Origin of the sequence: Streptomyces sp. CB02414, from assembly GCF_001905385.1 — a bacterium.
Classification (GTDB): domain Bacteria; phylum Actinomycetota; class Actinomycetes; order Streptomycetales; family Streptomycetaceae; genus Streptomyces.
Window position 1 is genome coordinate 930,285 of sequence record NZ_LIPF01000001.1, and the last position, 18,656, is coordinate 948,940.

An 18,656-nucleotide genomic window follows, 5' to 3' on the forward strand; every position below is an offset into this window, starting at 1 on the left:
CGCCCATGCCCTGGGAGCCCCGCCATGCCCGGAATATCCAGGAACATCACCCTCGCGATCGCCGCCTCCGCCTCCCTCGTCCTGCTCACCGGCGCCTGCACCGGACAGTCCGGGAGCGGCGCCACCGACGACCCGAACGCCGAGACGACCATCACCTTCTGGCACGGCTGGAGCGCCCCCGCCGAGGTGAAGGCCGTGCAGGCCAACGTGGACCGCTTCGAGAAGGCCCACCCGAACATCAAGGTGAAGGTCGTCGGCAACATCAACGACGACAAGCTCAACCAGGCCCTGCGCGCCGGCGGTTCGAACGGCCCGGACGTGGTGTCGTCGTTCACCACCTCCAACATCGGCAAGTTCTGCTCCTCGGGCGCCTTCCTCGACCTGAAGCCGTTCATCGAGAAGTCGAAGCTCGACCTCGACGCGACGATCCCGAAGCCGATGCTGGAGTACACCCAGTTCGAGGGGGTGCGCTGCGCCCTGCCGCTGCTCGGCGACGCCTACGGCCTCTACTACAACAAGGACGCCTTCGAGGCGGCCGGCATCAAGGCCCCGCCGAAGACCTGGTCCGAGTTCACCGAGGTGGCGAAGAAGCTCACCAGGTCCGAGGGCGACGGCTACGAGCAGCTCGGCTTCATGCCGAACTACCACGGCTACGAGACGGTCGTCGACCACTACATGTCCCAGTGGGACCACGCCTACTTCGACGAGAACGGCAAGTCCAACGTGGCCAAGGACCCGGCCTTCGCCGAGATGTTCACGTACCAGAAGAACCTCGTCGACGCCCTCGGCGGCTTCGAGAAGCTGGAGAAGTACCGCAACACCTTCGGCGACGAGTGGGGCGCCAAGCACCCCTTCCACACGGGCCAGGTGGCCATGCAGCTCGACGGCGAGTGGCGGCTCGGCATGGCGGAGGACGCCGGCGTGGACTTCGAGATCGGCACCGCGCCGATGCCCGTCGCCGACGACGAGGTGGACGAGTACGGCAAGGGCTTCCTCTCCGGCACGATCATGGGCATCGCCCCGCAGAGCGAGAAGCAGAACGCCGCGTGGGAGCTGGTGAAGTACATGACGACCGATACGGACGCGGTCGTCGCCTTCGCCAACGCCATCCGGAACGTGCCGTCCACGTTCGAGGCGCTGAAGTCCCCCGACCTGAAGACCGACCCGGCGTTCGAGACCTTCCTGGAGATCGCCCAGCACCCCGAGTCGAACACCCCGCCCGCCTCCGTCAACGGCTCCACGTACCAGCTGACGCTCCAGGACTTCGGCTACCAGTACGAGTCGGGCAAGGCGACGGACCTGAAGGCCGGGCTGGAGAAGACCGCCGAGCAGATCGACCGCGACATCGAGCAGGTGAAGTAGCGGTCCATGGCCACGAACACACTCCGCGCCAAGCGCCGTTCCTCGGCGCTTCGCACGGTGGCCTTCCTGTCACCGTGGCTCGTCGGGTTCGGCGTCTTCTTCGCCTATCCCATGGTGTCCACCGTGTACTTCTCGCTGATGAAGTACGACGGCTTCGGCGTCCCGGAGTTCCGGGGCCTGGAGAACTGGACGTACGTCTTCCAGGACTACCCGCTGTTCTGGCCCGCCCTGCGCAACACCCTCTGGCTGGTCCTGGTGATGGTGACCTGCCGGGTGGTGTTCGGACTCGGGGTCGGGCTGCTCGTCACGAAGATCAAGACGGGGGCCGGGGTCTTCCGCACCCTGTTCTACCTGCCCTACCTCGCCCCGCCGGTCGCCGCGACGCTGGCCTTCGTCTTCCTGCTCAATCCCGGCACCGGGCCGGTCAACTCCGTCCTGGAGGCCCTGGGCGTGCCGGCACCCGGCTGGTTCACGGACTCCGCCTGGTCCAAGCCCGCGCTGACCGCGCTCGCGCTGTGGGGCGTCGGCGACCTCATGGTCATCTTCATGGCCGCGCTGCTGGACGTGCCGAAGGAGCAGTACGAGGCGGCCGAGCTGGACGGGGCGTCGGCCTGGCAGCGGTTCCGGTTCGTGACGCTGCCGAACATCTCGCCGATCGTGCTGTTCGCCGTCGTCACGGGCGTGATCCAGACGATGCAGTACTACACGCAGCCGCTGGTCGCCGGGAAGGTGGCCTCCGGGATCATCGGCGGTTCGGGGCAGTCCTTCGAACCCGGCTACCCGGACAAGTCGACCCTGACCCTCCCCCAGCTCGTCTACAACCTCGGCTTCCAGCGCTTCGACTACGGCGCCGCCTGCGTGGTCGCCCTCGTGCTGTTCGCCCTGGCCATGACGTTCACGGCGCTTCTGATGCGCCGCCGGGGCGGTCTCCTCCAGGCAGGTGAACGATGACCCAGGTGATAGAACGTCCCGTGGTGGCCGGCACCCCGCCCACCGAACAGCGGGCCGCCCGCCGCCGCGTGGTGCTGGAGTGGATCGCCGTCCACTCCCTCGGCGTCGCCGTCGCCCTCTTCTTCACCCTGCCGTTCGTGTTCGTGGTCCTCACCTCGCTGATGAGCGACCAGCAGGCCCTCACCCGCGACCTGTGGCCGCACACCTGGGAGTGGGGCAACTACCGCACGGTCTGGGACACGCCCGGCTTCCTCACCTGGTGGCGGAACACGCTGCTCTACGCGGGGCTCGGCACCGCCCTGACGGTCGCCTCGTCGATTCCCGTGGCGTACGCGCTGGCCAAGTTCCGCTTCCGGGGCCGGCATCTGTCGCTGATGCTGGTGATCTCGATGATGATGCTGCCCCCGCAGGTGATCATCATCCCGATGTACCTGTTCTGGGCGAAGCAGCTGGACCTGTCCGGCACGCTGTGGCCGCTGATCATCCCGATGGCCTTCGGCGACGCCTTCTCCATCTTCCTGCTGCGCCAGTTCCTGCTGACCATTCCGGACGAGTACCTGGACGCGGCGAAGGTGGACGGCTGCGGGGAGCTGCGCACGCTGCTGAAGGTCGTCCTGCCGATGGCGAAGCCGGGCATCGCCGCCGTAGCCCTCTTCCAGTTCTTCTACGCCTGGAACGACTACTTCGGCCCCCAGATCTACGCCTCCGAGAACCCCGGCGCCTGGACCCTGTCCTACGGGCTGGAGTCCTTCAAGGGCGCCCACCACACCGACTGGAACCTCACCATGGCCGCGACCGTGCTGGTCATGGCCCCCGTGATCCTCGTGTTCTTCTTCGCGCAGAAGGCGTTCGTCGAGGGTGTCACACTGACCGGAGTAAAGGGTTGATGACTTCATGAAACTCACCGTGGTCGGCGGCGGTTCGACCTACACGCCCGAACTGGTCGACGGCTTCGCCCGGTTGCGGGACACGCTGCCCGTGGAGGAACTGGTCCTCGTCGACCCGGCGGCCGACCGGCTGGAGCTGGTCGGCGGCCTCGCCCGCCGCATCTTCGCCAAGCAGGGGCACCCCGGCCGCGTGGTCACCACCTCCGACCTGGACGCCGCCGTCGACGGCGCCGACGCCGTGCTGCTCCAGCTGCGTGTGGGCGGACAGGCCGCCCGCGAGCAGGACGAGACCTGGCCCCTGGAGTGCGGCTGCGTCGGCCAGGAGACGACCGGCGCGGGCGGCCTCGCCAAGGCGCTGCGCACGGTGCCCGTGGTGCTGGACATCGCCGAACGGGTCCGCCGTGCCAACCCCGACGCCTGGATCATCGACTTCACCAACCCGGTCGGCATCGTGACCCGCGCCCTGCTGCGGGCCGGGCACCGGGCGGTGGGCCTGTGCAACGTGGCGATCGGGCTGCAGCGCAAGTTCGCCGCCCTGCTCCAGGCCGAGCCCGCCGACGTCCACCTGGACCACGTCGGGCTCAACCACCTCACCTGGGAGACCGGCGTCCGCCTCGGCGGCCCCGAGGGCGAGGACGTGCTGCCCCGGCTGCTGGCCGAGCACGGGGACGCGGTCGCCGCCGACCTGCGGCTGCCCAGGCCCCTCCTGGACCGCCTGGGCGTCGTCCCCTCCTACTACCTGCGCTACTACTACGCCCACGACGAGGTCGTGGACGAGCTGCGCACCAAGCCGTCCCGGGCCGCCGAGGTGGCGGCGATGGAGCGGCAGCTGCTGGGGATGTACGGCGACCCGGCCCTGGACGAGAAGCCCGAGCTGCTCGCCAAGCGCGGCGGCGCCTACTACTCCGAGGCCGCCGTGGACCTCGCCGCCGCCCTGCTCGGCGGCGCGGGCTCCCCGTACCAGGTGGTGAACACCTACAACCGGGGCACGCTGCCCTTCCTGCCCGACGACGCCGTGATCGAGGTGCCGGCCGCGGTGGGCGGCAAGGGCGCCGCCCCGCTGCCGGTGCCGGCCGTGGACCCGCTGTACGCGGGGCTGATGGCGAGCGTGACGGCGTACGAGGACCTGGCCCTGGACGCGGCGCTGCGCGGCGGCCGGGACCGGGTCTTCCGGGCGTTGCTCGCCCACCCGCTCGTCGGCCAGTACGCGTACGCCGAGCAGCTCACCGACCGGCTGATCGCACACAACCGGGAGCACCTGGCGTGGGCCTGACCGGGAGTGTCCTCGCCGTCGACGCGGGGAACAGCAAGACCGACGTGGCCGTGGTGGCGGCCGGCGGGGAGGTGCTCGCCACGGCGCGGGGCGGCGCCTTCCGGCCGCCCGCGGTGGGCGTCGAACGGGCCGTGGACGCCCTGGCGGATGCGGTGGGGCGGGCCTTCGCGGCGGCCGGTGTCACCGCCGTCGACCATGTCTCGGCGTGTCTGGCCAACGCCGACCTGCCGGTGGAGGAGGAGCAGCTGGCCGCCGCGCTGCGGGCGCGGGGCTGGGGCGCGAGCGTGGACGTGCGCAACGACACGTTCGCGATCCTGCGGGCCGGCGTCGACGAGCCGCGCGGGGTCGCCGTGGTGTGCGGGGCGGGCGTCAACTGCGTCGGCATGCGTCCGGACGGGCGCACCGCCCGTTTCCCGGCCATCGGGCGGCTGTCCGGCGACTGGGGCGGCGGCTGGGGGCTGGCGGAGGAGGCGGTGTGGTACGCGGCGCGGGCGGAGGACGGGCGCGGGGAGCCCACGGAGCTGGCGCGGACGCTGCCGGGCCACTTCGGGCTCGGCTCGATGTACGCCCTCATCGAGGCCCTGCACCTGCGCCACGTCGAGCCCGTCCGGCGGCACGAGCTGACGCCCGTGCTGTTCGCGACGGCGGACGGCGGCGACCGGATCGCGCGGGCGATCGTCGACCGGCAGGCCGACGAGGTGGTCGCCATGGCCACGGTCGCGCTGACCCGGCTGGACCTGCTGGCCGAGCCGGCACCGGTGCTGCTGGGCGGCAGCGTCCTGGCGGCGCGTCACGCGCGGCTCGACGGCCGGATACGGGAGCTGCTGGCGACCCGCGCCCCCGAGGCCGTACCGCGCGTGGTGACGGCCCGGCCCGTGCTGGGCGCGGTGCTGCTGGGGCTGGACCGGACGGGGGCTGCGCCCGAGGCGCACGCGCGGGCGCGGGACCACTTCGGCGGCTGAGCCCCACCGCTCGCGGACGCCGCCGGAGCCGGCCCGGGGAACCGGACCGGTTCCGGCGGCGTATTCATGGGCAGGGGTGGTGCGTTGACCCGGATCGGCTTGCGCCCGGATCGGATTGCGCCCAGATCGGATCAAGATCGGGTGAAGGCCGGTGCGAATGCCGGTGCGGGCAGCGATACTTGCGGCGACGGATGACCATGGGGGAGGTCAGCAGTGAATCGACCGCCGAAGGGCAGCGCGGCGCCACCACCGGGCGCCGGCACGCCCACCGTGTCCACCGTGCCGCCGCAGTCCCCGCCGGTCCCGGCGCAGCGGCCGGGCGGCGGCGCTCCCGGCGCTTCTCCCCCTCCCCCGCCCGCGCCGCCCCGGCGCACCGCGTTCGCCGAGGGCGTGGACCGGCTGCGGGCGGCCGCCGTCACCGAGCCGGGGCGGCTGCGGATCATCGGCGCGCTGCTCGCCGCGCTGGTCGTCGCCTTCGGCACGGTCACCGCCTGGCAGATGCACGAGCGGTCCACGGCGGCCCACGACGTGCGGTACCGCAGTCAGCCGCTCACCTCCGACGCGGCCGACATCTACCGCTCCCTCGCCGAGGCCAACACCGCGGCCTCCAGCGGGTTCCTCGCCGGCGGCCAGGAGACCGAGGAGTCCCGGGACCGGTACGAGAAGGGCATCCGCACGGCCGCCGAGGGGCTGGTGACGGCCGCCGCGAACTCCGACGCCGACTCGCCCTCCGCGGACACCATCGCCGAGCTCAACCGCCTGCTGCCCGAGTACAAGGGCCTCATCGAGCGCGCCCGCACCTACAACAGGCAGGGCTTCCCGGTCGGCGGCGCCTATCTGCGCTACGCCAACGAGAAGATGCAGCAGGACATGCTCCCGGCGGCCGAGGACCTGTACGAGACGGAGAACCGGCGGCTGAGCGCCGACTACGGGGACGCCAAGTCCTACCCGTGGGCGGCGATCGCCCTCGGTGTGCTGGCGCTCGGCGCCCTGGCCTGGGCCCAGCACCGCAACTACCGCCGCACCAACCGGGTCTTCAACCACGGCCTGGTCACCGCCACGGCCACCACCGCCGTCGTCCTGCTCTGGCTGGTCGTCGGCCACAGCGTCGCGCGCTCGAACCTGGGCGACTCCCACGACCACGGCGTACGCTCGCTGAACGTGCTGCAGGACGCCCGCATCGCCTCCCTCAAGGCCCGGGGCAACGAGAACCTGACGCTGGTGGCGCGCGGCGCCCAGACGAAGAAGGTCGGCGGCGAGACGGTCGACGCCTACGACTTCGACTTCGGGAAGAACATGGACGCGCTCGGCAAGGGCCTTGCCGAGGCCGCGCGGCTCGCCGACGACGCCGCCGGTCAGCGCCCGGTCACCGCGGCGAACGGGAACATGGCGGAGTGGAAGGAGCGCCACGCCGCCGCCCGTGAGCAGGACGAGAACGGCAACTACCAGCAGGCGCTGGACCTGGTGATCGGCGGCGAGGGTGCCACCGTCGAGTGCTTCGACGGCGTCGACGCCTCGCTCGCCGCCGCGCTCGAGCACGAGGAACGGGAATTCGAGCAGGCGGCGGGCGACGGGCTGGACGCGATGGGCTACCTGCCGCAGGGCGCCGGTGTCCTCGCCGCCCTGGGCGTGGCCGGCGCGCTGCTGGGCATCGGGCGCAGGCTCTCGGAGTACCGGTGAGACGGGGCGTGGGTCCGGCGGACGGGCGGGAAGGGGAACCCGTGAAAGGAGGCGTGAGGATGCGCGCACGACGACTGCGGACCGGCCTGAAGGGCTGGGGCGGAGTGGGGGCGATGGCCTTCGCCTGCGCTCTCGCCGTGCTCTTCGCCCTGCTCCTGCCGGTGGTCCACTCCGACGGCGGCGGCACCGGCGCGGGCACCGGCGGCCACGGCGTCGCCCACGGCAGCCAGGCGCGCGCCGCCGAGGAGTGCACGGACCCGGAGAAGCAGACCCTGCCGCCGTCCGGGGACGACGGCCCCACCATCGACGAGATCCGCGGCCGCGAGGGCGAGAAGCGGAAGCTGATCGTCGGCGTCGACCAGAACAGCTACCACTGGGGCTACCGGGACCCGAACAGCGGCGGTGCCGCCGAGCTGGAGGGCTTCGACATCGACCTGGTGCGCCGCATCGCCGAGGACATCCTCGGCGACCGGAACGCCGTGCAGTTCAAGGCGATCCCCACCGACCAGCGCATACCCGCGATCCAGGACGGCCGGGTCGACATGGTGGTCCGCACGATGACCATCAACTGCGACCGCCTCACCGACGTCGCCTTCTCCGCCCCCTACTTCCGCACCGGCCAGCAGGTGCTGGCGCCCAAGTCGTCGGAGATCACCGGCTACGACGGCACGCTGGCCGGCAAGGAGATCTGCACGGCGGCGGGTTCGACCGCGCTGAGCACCCTCCAGCAGGACCGGAAGGACGGCCGGCTGGCCGAGGGCGTCGATCTGCGCACCACGGTGCCCAACCAGCTGGACTGCCTGGTGCGGCTCCAGCTCGGCGAGGTCGACGCGGTGGTCACCGACGGCGCGCTCGCCGCCGGCCAGGCCGCCCAGGACCCCACGGTGGAGCTGAAGGGCGACGCCTTCACCACCGAGTACTACGGCGTGGCGATGAAGAAGGACGCCGACGATCTGGTACGCCGGGTCAACCGCATCCTCGTCGAGTGGCGCACGGACGAGGCCGAGGGCTGGCAGCGCTCGTACGAACGGTGGCTGTCGGAGACCATGGGCGAGGACCCGGCGAAGTCGGAGCCACCGACCCCGCCGCAGTATCTGCGCGAGGACTGACGACCGCCGTAGACAAGAGAACGCACAAGTCCGCGACAGCGAGAGGTGATCGATGGGCGACACGGGACCCACCGGGCCGGTGATGGACCGGGACGAGGTGGACCGTGCGCTGGCGCGGCTCGGCGCGGAGCACGAGGCGATCGAGACCTCGCTCCTCGCCCTCCAGGACCACGCGGGCCGCAGACTCCTCGAGGGCGCCGAGCTGACCGGGACGACCGCCGGACGCTGGGCCGCCGCGGAGGCGTCGATCACGCTGCTGTGGACCTACTTCGACGCGTACACGGGAGCGCTGCGCACCGCGCGGGAGATCCGTGCCCGGCGCCGCTGGTCCAGCCGCGAGGACCTGGCGGAGCTGACCGAGCTGCTGCGCGGCGAGGCCGTCACGGTGGCGGGCGGGGCCGCCACCGCCGCGGCGCCCGCCCCGGACGGCGGTCCGGGGCGGCTGAGCGAACGGTACTCGCTGGGGACGCTGGTGGAGCGGATGAACCAGCTGTACGCGGCCTCCCTGGACATGGTGGTCGCCGCCGACGCGGTGTGGTCGGCGCTGCCCGCGCGGATCGATTTACTCGCCGCCGAGCTGAGACGCACCCGAGAGCTCGCGCACCCCGTGGGCGTCCGTCCCGGCGAGCACCCGGCCGGCGACGACCTGGAGCGGATCACCCGCAGCCTGACGAAGCTGCGCGAGCGGGTCGTCTCCGACCCGCTGGCCTTCTGGCAGCCCGCCGAGGGCAGTTCGGCGCCGGGCGGCGGACGGCCGGACACCACGGTCTACGACCGGGAGGCACGCGCCCTGGAGGACGTGCGGCGCGAGATCGACGCCGTGCTGGCCGTGCGCCAGGACGCGGAGCAGCGGATCGTACGCCTGCGGGACGTGCTCTCCCGCGCGGACCGCACCCTCGCCGAGGCCCGGACGGCGCGCGGCGAGGTGCTGGCGAAGATCGCGGCGACGGAGGTGCCGGTCGTCAGCGGACCGCCGACCGTGCTCCAGGAGCAGCTGGCGGCGGCCGCCGAGTACCGCAGGCACGCCCAGTGGCACCGCCTGTCGCCGCTGCTGGAGTCCCTGGAGGAGAAGGCCGAAGACGAACTGCTGCGCGCCCGCGAGTCGTTGACGGCGGTCACCGCGCCGCTCGCGGTCCGCGCGGAGCTGCGCGGCCGGCTCGACGCGTACAAGGCGAAGGTGGCCCGGCTCGGGTACGCCGAGGACCCGGAGCTGGCCGAGAAGTACGAGAAGGCGCGGCGCATGCTGTGGAGCGCGCCGTGCGACCTGCGCGTCGCCGAGCAGGCCGTGCTGCGCTACCAGCACGCGGCGGCCGAACTGCTCGGTTCGGTCCCGCGCGTGCCCGGTCAGGGCGGGCCGGTGGACCGGACGGGACGGGGGCCCGGCGCGTGAGCGACGAGGGGGAGGCAGCGTCATGAGTGAGGCGGGGCTGACGTGTCAGCGTCCCGGCTGCGGCGGGACGTACGAGGACGTGGGCGGCGGCGAGCTGTACTGCGACACATGCGGTCTCGCGCCGGTCGTCGCCGCGGGCGGCATGGTCGGCTCGTCGCCGACCGGCGTCACCGGGGGCGGGCGGGGCTCGCGCGGCTCCGCGGGCAGCGGGAGCTCCCGGGCCGGCGGGCGCGGTTCGCGTACGTCGTCGCAGTCCTCGAAGTCCCGGCGGTCGGTGTCGGGGCGGCTCTCGCGGTCGGTGTCGGGCCGGTCCACGGGGCGCTCGGTGTCGGTGCGCAGTTCGGGGTCGGGCGCCGGTGTCTCCGGGCGCGGGCGGCTCGGTGCCGGGCTGGTCGAGGTCCCGGCGATCCCGCGCCCCGACCCGCGCGCCATGGTCCTGGACAACCCGGAGGTGCCGGAGCGCAAGCGGTTCTGCTCCCGCTCGGACTGCGGGGCGCAGGTGGGGCGGGCGCGCGGGGAGCGGCCGGGGCGCACGGAGGGCTTCTGCACCAAGTGCGGCCACCCGTACTCGTTCGTGCCCAAGCTGCGGGCCGGGGACGTCGTGCACGGCCAGTACGAGGTGGTGGGCTGCCTGGCGCACGGCGGGCTGGGCTGGATCTACCTCGCCGTCGACAAGGCCGTCTCGGACCGCTGGGTGGTCCTCAAGGGCCTGCTGGACACCGGCGACCAGGACGCGATGGCGGCGGCGATCTCGGAGCGGCGCTTCCTCGCGGAGATCGAGCACGCCAACATCGTGCGGATCTACAACTTCGTCGAGCACCTCGACCAGCGGACGGGTTCGCTGGACGGGTACATCGTCATGGAGTACGTCGGCGGCAAGTCGCTGAAGGAGATCGCCAACGGCCGGCGCACTCCCGAGGGGCGGCGCGACCCGCTGCCGGTGGAGCAGGCCTGCGCGTACGGCATCGAGGCGCTGGAGGCGCTCGGTCACCTGCACAGCCGGAACCTGCTCTACTGCGACTTCAAGGTCGACAACGCCATCCAGTCCGAGGACCAGCTGAAGCTGATCGACATGGGCGCGGTGCGCCGGATGGACGACGAGGAGTCGGCCATCTACGGCACGGTCGGCTACCAGGCGCCGGAGGTCGCCGACGTCGGCCCGTCGGTGGCGTCCGACCTGTACACGGTCGGCCGCACGCTCGCCGTGCTGACGTTCGACTTCCAGGGTTACACGACCGTCTACGCCGACTCGCTGCCGGATCCCGACTCCATCGACGTGTTCCGGCGGTACGAGTCCTTCTACCGGCTGCTGGTGCGGGCCACCGACCCCGATCCGGCCCGCCGGTTCGCCTCGGCGCAGGAGATGGCGGAGCAGCTTACCGGCGTGCTGCGCGAAGTGGTGTCGCTCCAGACGGGCCGCGCCCGGCCCGCCGTCTCCACCCTGTTCGGGCCGGAGGTCAGGGTGACGGACACGGAGTTGTTCCCGCGACTGGACGGTGACGTGTCGCGGCTCGGGGCGCGGACGGGGCGGCGCGGCGGTGGTACGGCGGCGGCCGGACTGCCGGACGGGGCGGGTGCCGGCCCCGCGCTGCCGGGCGGGACGAGTGCGGCGGTCGGGGCGCCCGGCGGGGCGGGAGCGGTCGGCGTAGCGGGCGCCGTGCCACCCGCGGGCACGGGCGCTAGCGCCGGGCTGCCGGGTGCCGTGAGCACGGTCGGCGCGGGCAGCGACACCGGTGACACCGCTCCCGGGCTGGTCAAACCGGCCGACGCGCCCGCCGCGGCCCTCGCGCTGCCGGTGCCGCGGGTCGACGCCGGTGATCCCAACGCGGGTTTCCTGGCGGGCCTCATGGCGTCCGCGCCGGCCGAGCTGCTGACCGCGCTGGCCGCGGCACCCGCGCCGTCGACCGAGACGCGGCTGCGGCAGGTCCGGGCCCGCCTGGAGAGCGGCGACGCGCCCGGCGCCCTGGAGGGTCTGCGGACGCTGGAGGGCGAACGGCCCGACGACTGGCGGGTGGTCTGGTACCGGGGGCTGGCCGCGCTGGTGACCGGCGACCACGAGGGTGCCGCGCTGGCCTTCGACGCGATCTACGACGCCTTCCCGGGCGAGATCGCGCCCAAGCTGGCGCTCGGCCTGTGCGCGGAGGTGCTGGGCCAGCTCGACAACGCCGCCGAGTACTACCGTCTGGTGTGGGCGTCCGACCCGAGCCACGTCAGCGCGGCGTTCGCGCTGGCCCGGGTGCAGCTGGCCGGCGGCGACCGGGCCGGGGCCGTACGGACGCTGGAGTCGGTGCCGGAGTCGTCCGTGCACTGCACCGGCGCGCGGGTGGCGGCCGTACGGGCGCGGCTGCGGCAGCGCACCGCGGCGGCCGGCGACGTGGCGTTCCTGGACGATCTGACCGCCTCCGCGCGACAGGTCGAGGCGCTGGACGTGTACGGTCTGGACCCGGCGCGGCGCGAGCAGCTGTCGGCCGAGGTCCTCGGCTGCGCGCTGGACTGGGTACTCTCCGGAGGTCGGGGTTCCGTCCCTCCCGCCGCCGGGGGACGGACGCTGCTCGGCAGCGGCCTGGACGAACGCGGTCTGCGTTTCGGCCTGGAGCGTTCGTACCGCACGCTGGCCCGTCTGGCGCGGGGCGGCGAGGAGAGGATCGACCTGGTGGAACGTGCCAATCGTTACCGCCCCCGGACGTGGGTGTAGTTGATGTCGCAGATGCCCCAGCAGGCCGCTGTGCCGAAGTGCCCGAGCTGCGAGGAACCCCTCGAGCCGGGTGACCGTTTCTGCGGTGCGTGCGGATACGACCTGTCCGCCGTGCCCGCACGGCCCGACGACAGCCCGACGATCGCCATGAACGGCGCGGAAGGCGTGGACTGGCCCGTGGCCCGGGACTCGGACGGCTTCGGCCGGCCCGCCCCCGTGCACGCGGCGGCCGAGGTGCCGGGCACCGACTCGGGCGGCTCCCCGCTGCCGCCGCCCCCGCCGCCCCCGCCCACCGTGCCGCCGATGCCGTCGGCCGCGCCCGAACCGGCCGCGTCCGGGGTGCGGTTCGACCACCGGGCCGACGGGCGGGAGCCCGACGAGTACCCGTTGCAGGCGCCCGACCCCCGCTCGGCCGCCGCGCCCGCGCCGGCCACCTCCGAGAAGGTGTGCGTGGCCTGCCGCGCGGGCCGGGTCGACGACGACGGCTACTGCGAGAACTGCGGGCACGCCCAGCCCCGCGAACGCGACCACATGGAGCAGGAGTCCGGCCCGGTCGCCGCGGTGAGCGACCGCGGCCTGCGCCACCACCGCAACGAGGACGCGTTCTCCGTCGGCTGCACCGCCCTGCCCGACGGCGCCCCCGCGACTGTGGCGATCGTCTGCGACGGCGTCTCCTCGGCGACCCGTCCCGACGACGCGTCACTCGCCGCGTCCCGGGCGGCCGGTGAGTCCCTGCTCGCCGCCCTGCCGCGCGGAACGCACCCGCAGCAGGCCATGCACGACGCCATCCTCGCCGCCTCGCACGCCGTCAACGCGCTGGCCGAGGAGCCCCGGACGGCCCTGGAGCAGGCCCCGCACCAGAACGCGCCCGCCTGCACCCTGGTCGGCGCCGTGGTGGCCTCGGGCCTGCTGGTCGTCGGCTGGGTCGGCGACAGCCGCGTCTACTGGGTGCCCGTCGACCGGAGCACCCCGCCCGCCCGGCTCACCGAGGACGACTCGTGGGCCGCGCAGATGGTCGCCGCCGGCCTGATGAGCGAGGCCGAGGCCTACGCCGACGAGCGCGCCCACGCCATCACCGGCTGGCTCGGCGCCGACGCCTACGAACTGGAGCCGCACACCGCGTCGTTCAAGCCGGACCGCCCCGGTGTGGTCGTGGTCTGCACGGACGGCCTGTGGAACTACGCCGAGTCGGCCGACGAGATGGCCGACGCCGTACCCCCGGACGCCGCCGCGCGGCCCCTGCACAGCGCCCGCGTCCTGGTCGGCCACGCCCTGGACGGCGGGGGCCACGACAACGTAACAGTGGCCCTCCTGCCGTTCCCGGCACCGCCGCAGGGGGCAGGATCGGCCTGAGGCCCCCGCGGGGCGGGGACGCGCGCGGGCGGTCTCGCGGGCCGCAGGGGGCGGCCCGCGCCATCAGCCGTCACCCCACCGGTGTGGGGACGTAGAGGGGGATGCGATCGGGCATGGCCAATTTCTCGAAGTCGAACGTGCCGCAGTTCTCGGTGGACGTCTACCAGAACGAGTACCTGCCCGAGGGCGGCCGTGAGGTCAACGCCATCGTGACGGTCACCGCGACCGGCGGCGGCACCATCGGGAGCGCGGTCACCGCGCCCCACCTGTACTCGCCGGGCCAGGGCCCGTCCGCGGCGGTGGCGGTCATGGTCGACTGCTCGGGCTCGATGGACTACCCGCCCACCAAGATGCGCAACGCCCGCGACGCGACGGCCGCCGCGATCGACACCCTGCGCGACGGCGTGCACTTCACGGTCATCGGCGGCACCCACGTGGCCAAGGAGGTCTACCCGGGCGACGGCCTGCTCGCGGTCGCCGACGCCACCACCCGGGAGCAGGCCAAGCGTGCCCTGCGCGGCCTCAGCGCGGGCGGCGGCACCGCCATCGGCACCTGGCTGCGCCTGGCCGACCGGCTGCTGGCCACCGCGGACGTCGCCATCCGCCACGGCATCCTGCTCACGGACGGCCGCAACGAACACGAGTCACCGGACGACCTGAAGGCGGCGCTCGACGCCTGCGCCGGGCGCTTCACCTGCGACGCCCGGGGCGTGGGCACCGACTGGGAAGTGAAAGAAGTCACAGGGATCGCCTCCGCCCTGCTCGGCACCGCCGACATCGTCGCCGACCCGGCCTCTCTCGCCACGGACTTCACGCGGATGATGGAGACGGCCATGGGCAAGGAGGTCGCGGACGTCGCCCTGCGCCTGTGGACCCCCGTCGGCACCACTGTGAAGTTCGTCAAACAGGTCGCTCCCACGGTCGAGGAGCTGACCGGCCGCCGCGCCGATGCGGGCCCGCGCGCCGGGGACTACCCCACCGGTTCCTGGGGCGACGAGTCCCGCGACTACCACGTCTGCGTGGAGGTACCGGCCGCGAACCTCGGCCAGGAGATGCTGGCCGCCCGTGTCTCCCTGGTGATTCCGGAGCCCGGCGGCACGGTCCAGAACCTCGGCGCCCAGGGTCTGGTGCGCGCCGTGTGGACCGACGACATGGCCGCCTCCACGTCGATCAACCCTCAGGTCGCCCACTACACCGGGCAGGCCGAACTGGCACAAGCCATCCAGCAGGGGCTGGATCTGCGCAAAGCGGGAGATATCGACGGAGCAACGGCCAAACTGGGCCGCGCCGTTCAGCTCGCGGGGGCCTCCGGAAACGCGGATACGGCGAAACTGCTTGCGAAGGTGGTGGACGTGGTCGACGCGGCGGCAGGTACTGTGCGACTCAAAGCGAAGGTCGAGGAAGCCGACGAGATGACTCTCGAGACCCGGTCGACGAAGACTGTTCGTGTAAAGAAGTGACGCAGGACAACAGAGTCCAACAAGCCCGCAAGAGGGGGAAGCACCGACATGCCGACCTGCCCGAACGGACACCAGTCGGGTTCCGACGACTGGTGCGAGGTCTGCGGTCACCGCATGGCCGGTGCCGTGCCGCCCCCTCCCCCGCCGCCGCCCCCGGGCGGCGGCTACGGCTTCCCGCCGCCGGCCGGCCCCGGCGGACCAGGTGGTCCGGCGGGCGGTCCCGGTGCCGAGCCGCAGCTGTGCCCGCAGTGCCGCACGCCGCGTGAGGGCGGGGCGCCGTTCTGCGAGGAGTGCCGGTGGAACTTCCTCACCAACACCGCCACCTCCTACACGCCGGCCGCCCCGCGCCCGCCGGCGTCCGGTGGCCCGGGGCCGCGCTTCCCGCAGCCGCCGTCGGGCCCGTCGTACGGCGGCGGTGACTCGTACGACTACCAGGGCTCCCGCCCGTCCCAGATGAACCGTCCCGCGGAGCCGATCCCGCCGGGCCCGCCCTTCGGCGGCGACCCGTCGGGGCACGGCGGACCGGGCGGCGGACCGGGCAGCGGTCCTGGGGGGCCGGGTGGGCCCGGTGGTCCCAGTGGTCCCGGTGGACCTGGCGGTTTTGGCGGGCCTGGTGCTCCCGGTGGGCCCAACGGACCTGGCGGTCCGGGCGGTCCTGGTGGCCCCTTCGGCTCCGGGGGTCCGGGTGGGTCCAACGGTCCCGGTGGTCCCGGTGGTCCCGGTGGTCCCTTCGGCTCCGGCGGTCCAGGTGGGCCCAACGGTCCGGATGGGCCCAACGGTCCGGGTGGTCCCAACGGTCCGGGTGGTCCCGGTGGTCCCTTCGGCTCCGGGGGTCCGGGTGGTCCCGGTGGCCCTGGTGGTCCCAACGGACCCGGTGGTCCGGGTGGTCCCGGTGGTCCCTTCAGCTCCGGGGGTCCTGACGGTCCGGGCGGTCCGGGAGGCCCGTTCGGCTCCGGTGGACCTGGTGGGCCCGACGGTCCTGGCGGCCCCGGTGGTCCCTCCGGTCCCTTCGGCTCGGGCGGTCCGTCCGGACCTGGTGGTCCCGGCGGCCGCGGTCCCAACGGAACCGGTGGCCCGGGTGGCCCCGGAGGCCCCTTCGGCTCTGGTGGGCCCGACGGTCCCGGCGGTCCTGGTGGCCCCGGCGGACCCAACGGCCCGTCCGGGCCGCCCGCCCCGCCCGCCTTCGGTGCCGACCCGTCGCGGCCGGTGCCGCCGCCCGGTCCCGGTGGTCCGGGGGGCGCTCCGCAGGCGTACCAGCAGTCCGGTCCGCCGGCCCCGCCCGCCTTCCCGCAGGAGACCAACCGCCCGCAGCAGGGCGGCCCGTCCTTCGGCGGCGGGGACGACGACTGGGTGCTCTCCCCGCCGTCGTCCGGCGGCCCGAACGGTCCGGGTCAGGCACCGGGCGGTGGCTACGGCTACCCGCAGCCTGGCACGACCCAGGCCCCGCCGCCCCCGCCCGGCGGTGGCGGCTACGGGTTCCCGCAGCAGCCTCAGCAGCCGCAGCGGCCCCAGGGACCGGCGACGTGGACCGCGACCATCGGCCCGGACCGCGACTACTTCATGGCGATGATGCAGCGCTCCGGCCCCGAGGCCGCCGGCCTGAACCTGCCCGCGTACTCGCCCGAGCAGCAGCGCACGCTCACCGGCAACCAGATCACCATCGGCCGCCGCCGGCACTCCACCGGCGACACCCCGGACATCGACCTGGCCGTGCCGCCGGAGGACCCGGGCGTCTCGCACCAGCACGCGGTGCTCGTGCAGCAGCCGGACGGGAACTGGGCGGTCGTCGACCAGAACTCGACGAACGGCACGACGGTCAACGGCGGCGAGGAGCCGATCCAGCCCTTCGTGCCGGTGCCGCTCCAGGACGGCGACCGGGTGCACGTCGGCGCCTGGACGACGATCACGGTCCGCCGGGGCTGAGACGGGGCGGAGACGGGGCCCGTCGTCAGGCGAACGGCCAGGCGTACGGGCCCTCCGGGTCGTCCAGCCACGCCCAGGACCGTTCGCCGCTGACGGTGATGCCGTAGCGCTCGCGGCCCGGGGCGTCCTCGCGGGCCCACAGGGCGTACGCCTCCTGCGGGTCGAGGCTGCCCCGGCTCAGCGCCAGCAGGAAGCGGAAGAGGTCGTCCTCCCGGGCCCGGCGCGGCACCCCGCCCAGGCCCGGCGTCTGCGGCTCGCCCCGGTCCGGGCCGCCGCGCAACGGCACGAAGTACGCGGGCGTGTGCAGGAAGCGTCCCTCGGCGTGCCCGGCGTCGTGGACGGTGAGGACGACCAGGCCGGTGGCGAGCGGCGTCAGGACGCGGCCGCCGGGCCGGCACTGGGCCAGCCAGGCGCGCGGCACCGAGGGCAGCGCGCAGGTGGCGAGGACGCGGTCGTAGGGGGCGCGTTCGGGCACGCCACGGGCGCCGTCGCCGGTGACGACGGCCGGGTGGTACCCGGCGGCGGCCAGGTGCCGGCGGGCCGACTCCGTGATCTCCGGATCGAGGTCGACGGTGGTGACCAGGTCGTCGTCACCGAGCCGGTGGGCGAGCAGGGCGGCGTTGTACCCGGTGCCCGCGCCGATCTCCAGGACCCGGTCGCCGTCCGTCACGCCCAGCTCCACCAGCATCTCGGCCATCAGCGACGGCTGGCTGCTGGAGGAGAGCAGTTCGCCGTCGCGCAGCCGGGTGGCCAGCGGGGCGTCGGTGTACGCGCCGCGCAGCCAGCGCTCGCGGGCGTCGGGGTCGGGATGCTCGCCCCAGCGGCGTTCGTAGCCGCCCCGGACGCCCACGTAGTAGTACGGCACGAAAAGGTGGCGCGGCACCGCCGCGAAGGCCTCCCGCCAGACCGGGTCGGCCCTCCAGGCACCGCTCAGCTCGATCTCCCGCACCAGCTCCGCCCGCGCGGAGGCGGCGAGGCCGTCCAGGTCCGGGTGCCCGCCCATACCCCCACAGTAGGGCCCCGGCGGGTCCTAATCCTCAAGTCCTATGTCCACACGTCTGAGACCATGGACGGCGTGAATGAGATTCGGCGCGGCACGCTTCAGGAGCAGACCTTCTACGAGCAGGTCGGCGGGGAGGAGACCTTCCGCCGGCTCGTCCACCGTTTCTACCAAGGGGTCGCCGAGGATCCGATCCTGCGGCCGATGTACCCGGAGGAGGACCTCGGCCCCGCCGAGGAGCGTTTCGCGCTCTTCCTGATGCAGTACTGGGGCGGTCCGACGACGTACAGCGACAACCGCGGGCACCCGAGGCTGCGGATGCGCCACGCCCCGTTCGCCGTCGACCGGGCGGCGCACGACGCCTGGCTGAAGCACATGCGGGTCGCCGTCGACGAGCTGGGGCTCTCCGAGGAGCACGAGCAGACGCTGTGGAAGTACCTGACGTACGCGGCCGCCTCGATGATCAACACGCAGGGCTGAGCACGGCCCCTCCCCCGCGCGGGGGCCGATGAACGGATTCCGGTCGTTCGACGCCGGTATCCGGTCACGATCCGGTCAAGTCCGCCTTTCAAACGGTTACCAGCGGCCCTTCCCCTCTGACATCCTCGCCC

At 73.5% G+C, this 18,656-nt stretch carries 14 protein-coding genes; 13 read left to right on the plus strand and 1 reads right to left on the minus strand.

The window, feature by feature from the left end:
* Positions 1-24 precede the first annotated feature (24 nt).
* From AMK11_RS04220 to AMK11_RS04275, 12 genes are all read left to right on the plus strand, one after another.
* Complete coding sequence (locus AMK11_RS04220) at positions 25-1,362, plus strand: ABC transporter substrate-binding protein (protein WP_073723114.1); 1,338 nt, start codon at positions 25-27, stop codon at positions 1,360-1,362.
* Between the two features lie 6 nt (positions 1,363-1,368).
* A complete protein-coding gene (locus AMK11_RS04225; RefSeq protein ID WP_073723116.1) occupies positions 1,369-2,313 on the plus strand; it encodes a carbohydrate ABC transporter permease in 945 nt (314 codons plus the stop codon).
* Entirely contained in the window at positions 2,310-3,200 is an 891-nt protein-coding gene (locus AMK11_RS04230; protein WP_073723118.1) for a carbohydrate ABC transporter permease, read from the plus strand. Before AMK11_RS04225 ends, AMK11_RS04230 begins: the two co-directional genes overlap by 4 nt.
* A 7-nt stretch (positions 3,201-3,207) precedes the next feature.
* Complete coding sequence (locus AMK11_RS04235) at positions 3,208-4,473, plus strand: 6-phospho-beta-glucosidase (RefSeq protein WP_073723120.1); 1,266 nt, start codon at positions 3,208-3,210, stop codon at positions 4,471-4,473.
* Complete coding sequence (locus AMK11_RS04240; protein ID WP_073723122.1) at positions 4,464-5,435, plus strand: N-acetylglucosamine kinase; 972 nt, start codon at positions 4,464-4,466, stop codon at positions 5,433-5,435. Before AMK11_RS04235 ends, AMK11_RS04240 begins: the two co-directional genes overlap by 10 nt.
* A gap of 213 nt (positions 5,436-5,648) precedes the next feature.
* Positions 5,649-7,115 carry a hypothetical protein gene (locus AMK11_RS04245; RefSeq protein WP_073723124.1) on the plus strand — a complete coding sequence of 489 codons (1,467 nt, stop codon included), beginning with the start codon at positions 5,649-5,651 and terminating at the stop codon, positions 7,113-7,115.
* 59 nt (positions 7,116-7,174) lie between these two features.
* On the plus strand, positions 7,175-8,224 hold the full coding sequence (locus AMK11_RS04250) for a glutamate ABC transporter substrate-binding protein (protein ID WP_073723126.1): 1,050 nt from the start codon (positions 7,175-7,177) through the stop codon (positions 8,222-8,224).
* Between the two features lie 52 nt (positions 8,225-8,276).
* Positions 8,277-9,614: a hypothetical protein gene (locus AMK11_RS04255; protein WP_073723128.1), complete on the plus strand. Its 1,338-nt coding sequence runs from the start codon at positions 8,277-8,279 to the stop codon at positions 9,612-9,614.
* Between the two features lie 22 nt (positions 9,615-9,636).
* Positions 9,637-12,309: a serine/threonine-protein kinase gene (locus AMK11_RS04260; protein WP_073723130.1), complete on the plus strand. Its 2,673-nt coding sequence runs from the start codon at positions 9,637-9,639 to the stop codon at positions 12,307-12,309.
* 3 nt (positions 12,310-12,312) lie between these two features.
* Entirely contained in the window at positions 12,313-13,662 is a 1,350-nt protein-coding gene (locus AMK11_RS04265; RefSeq protein WP_073723948.1) for a PP2C family serine/threonine-protein phosphatase, read from the plus strand.
* Between the two features lie 113 nt (positions 13,663-13,775).
* On the plus strand, positions 13,776-15,122 hold the full coding sequence (locus AMK11_RS04270; RefSeq protein ID WP_073723132.1) for a vWA domain-containing protein: 1,347 nt from the start codon (positions 13,776-13,778) through the stop codon (positions 15,120-15,122).
* A gap of 48 nt (positions 15,123-15,170) precedes the next feature.
* Positions 15,171-17,045 (plus strand): FHA domain-containing protein, encoded by a 1,875-nt coding sequence (locus AMK11_RS04275; RefSeq protein ID WP_073723134.1) that lies wholly within the window; start codon positions 15,171-15,173, stop codon positions 17,043-17,045.
* 25 nt (positions 17,046-17,070) lie between these two features.
* On the opposite strand, the gene AMK11_RS04280 is transcribed toward AMK11_RS04275, so the two are convergent.
* The gene (locus AMK11_RS04280; RefSeq protein WP_073723136.1) at positions 17,071-18,048 is read right to left on the minus strand and encodes a methyltransferase domain-containing protein; all 978 of its coding nucleotides are present in this window, start codon (positions 18,046-18,048) and stop codon (positions 17,071-17,073) included.
* A gap of 63 nt (positions 18,049-18,111) precedes the next feature.
* Here AMK11_RS04280 and AMK11_RS04285 point away from each other — a divergent pair, with 63 nt between their 5' ends.
* On the plus strand, positions 18,112-18,525 hold the full coding sequence (locus AMK11_RS04285; protein ID WP_073723138.1) for a globin: 414 nt from the start codon (positions 18,112-18,114) through the stop codon (positions 18,523-18,525).
* The last annotated feature ends 131 nt before the right edge of the window (positions 18,526-18,656 follow it).

Excerpts from the sequence above, each read along its gene's own strand:
- AMK11_RS04235 (WP_073723120.1), top strand. The coding sequence starts at position 3,208 with ATGAAACTCACCGTGGTCGGCGGCGGTTCGACCTACACGCCCGAACTG.
- AMK11_RS04255 (WP_073723128.1), top strand. The coding sequence starts at position 8,277 with ATGGGCGACACGGGACCCACCGGGCCGGTGATGGACCGGGACGAGGTG.
- AMK11_RS04220 (WP_073723114.1), top strand. The coding sequence starts at position 25 with ATGCCCGGAATATCCAGGAACATCACCCTCGCGATCGCCGCCTCCGCC.
- AMK11_RS04225 (WP_073723116.1), top strand. The coding sequence starts at position 1,369 with ATGGCCACGAACACACTCCGCGCCAAGCGCCGTTCCTCGGCGCTTCGC.
- AMK11_RS04285 (WP_073723138.1), top strand. The coding sequence starts at position 18,112 with ATGGACGGCGTGAATGAGATTCGGCGCGGCACGCTTCAGGAGCAGACC.
- AMK11_RS04280 (WP_073723136.1), bottom strand. The coding sequence starts at position 18,048 with ATGGGCGGGCACCCGGACCTGGACGGCCTCGCCGCCTCCGCGCGGGCG.
- AMK11_RS04250 (WP_073723126.1), top strand. The coding sequence starts at position 7,175 with ATGCGCGCACGACGACTGCGGACCGGCCTGAAGGGCTGGGGCGGAGTG.
- AMK11_RS04275 (WP_073723134.1), top strand. The coding sequence starts at position 15,171 with ATGCCGACCTGCCCGAACGGACACCAGTCGGGTTCCGACGACTGGTGC.
- AMK11_RS04230 (WP_073723118.1), top strand. The coding sequence starts at position 2,310 with ATGACCCAGGTGATAGAACGTCCCGTGGTGGCCGGCACCCCGCCCACC.
- AMK11_RS04260 (WP_073723130.1), top strand. The coding sequence starts at position 9,637 with ATGAGTGAGGCGGGGCTGACGTGTCAGCGTCCCGGCTGCGGCGGGACG.
- AMK11_RS04270 (WP_073723132.1), top strand. The coding sequence starts at position 13,776 with ATGGCCAATTTCTCGAAGTCGAACGTGCCGCAGTTCTCGGTGGACGTC.
- AMK11_RS04265 (WP_073723948.1), top strand. The coding sequence starts at position 12,313 with ATGTCGCAGATGCCCCAGCAGGCCGCTGTGCCGAAGTGCCCGAGCTGC.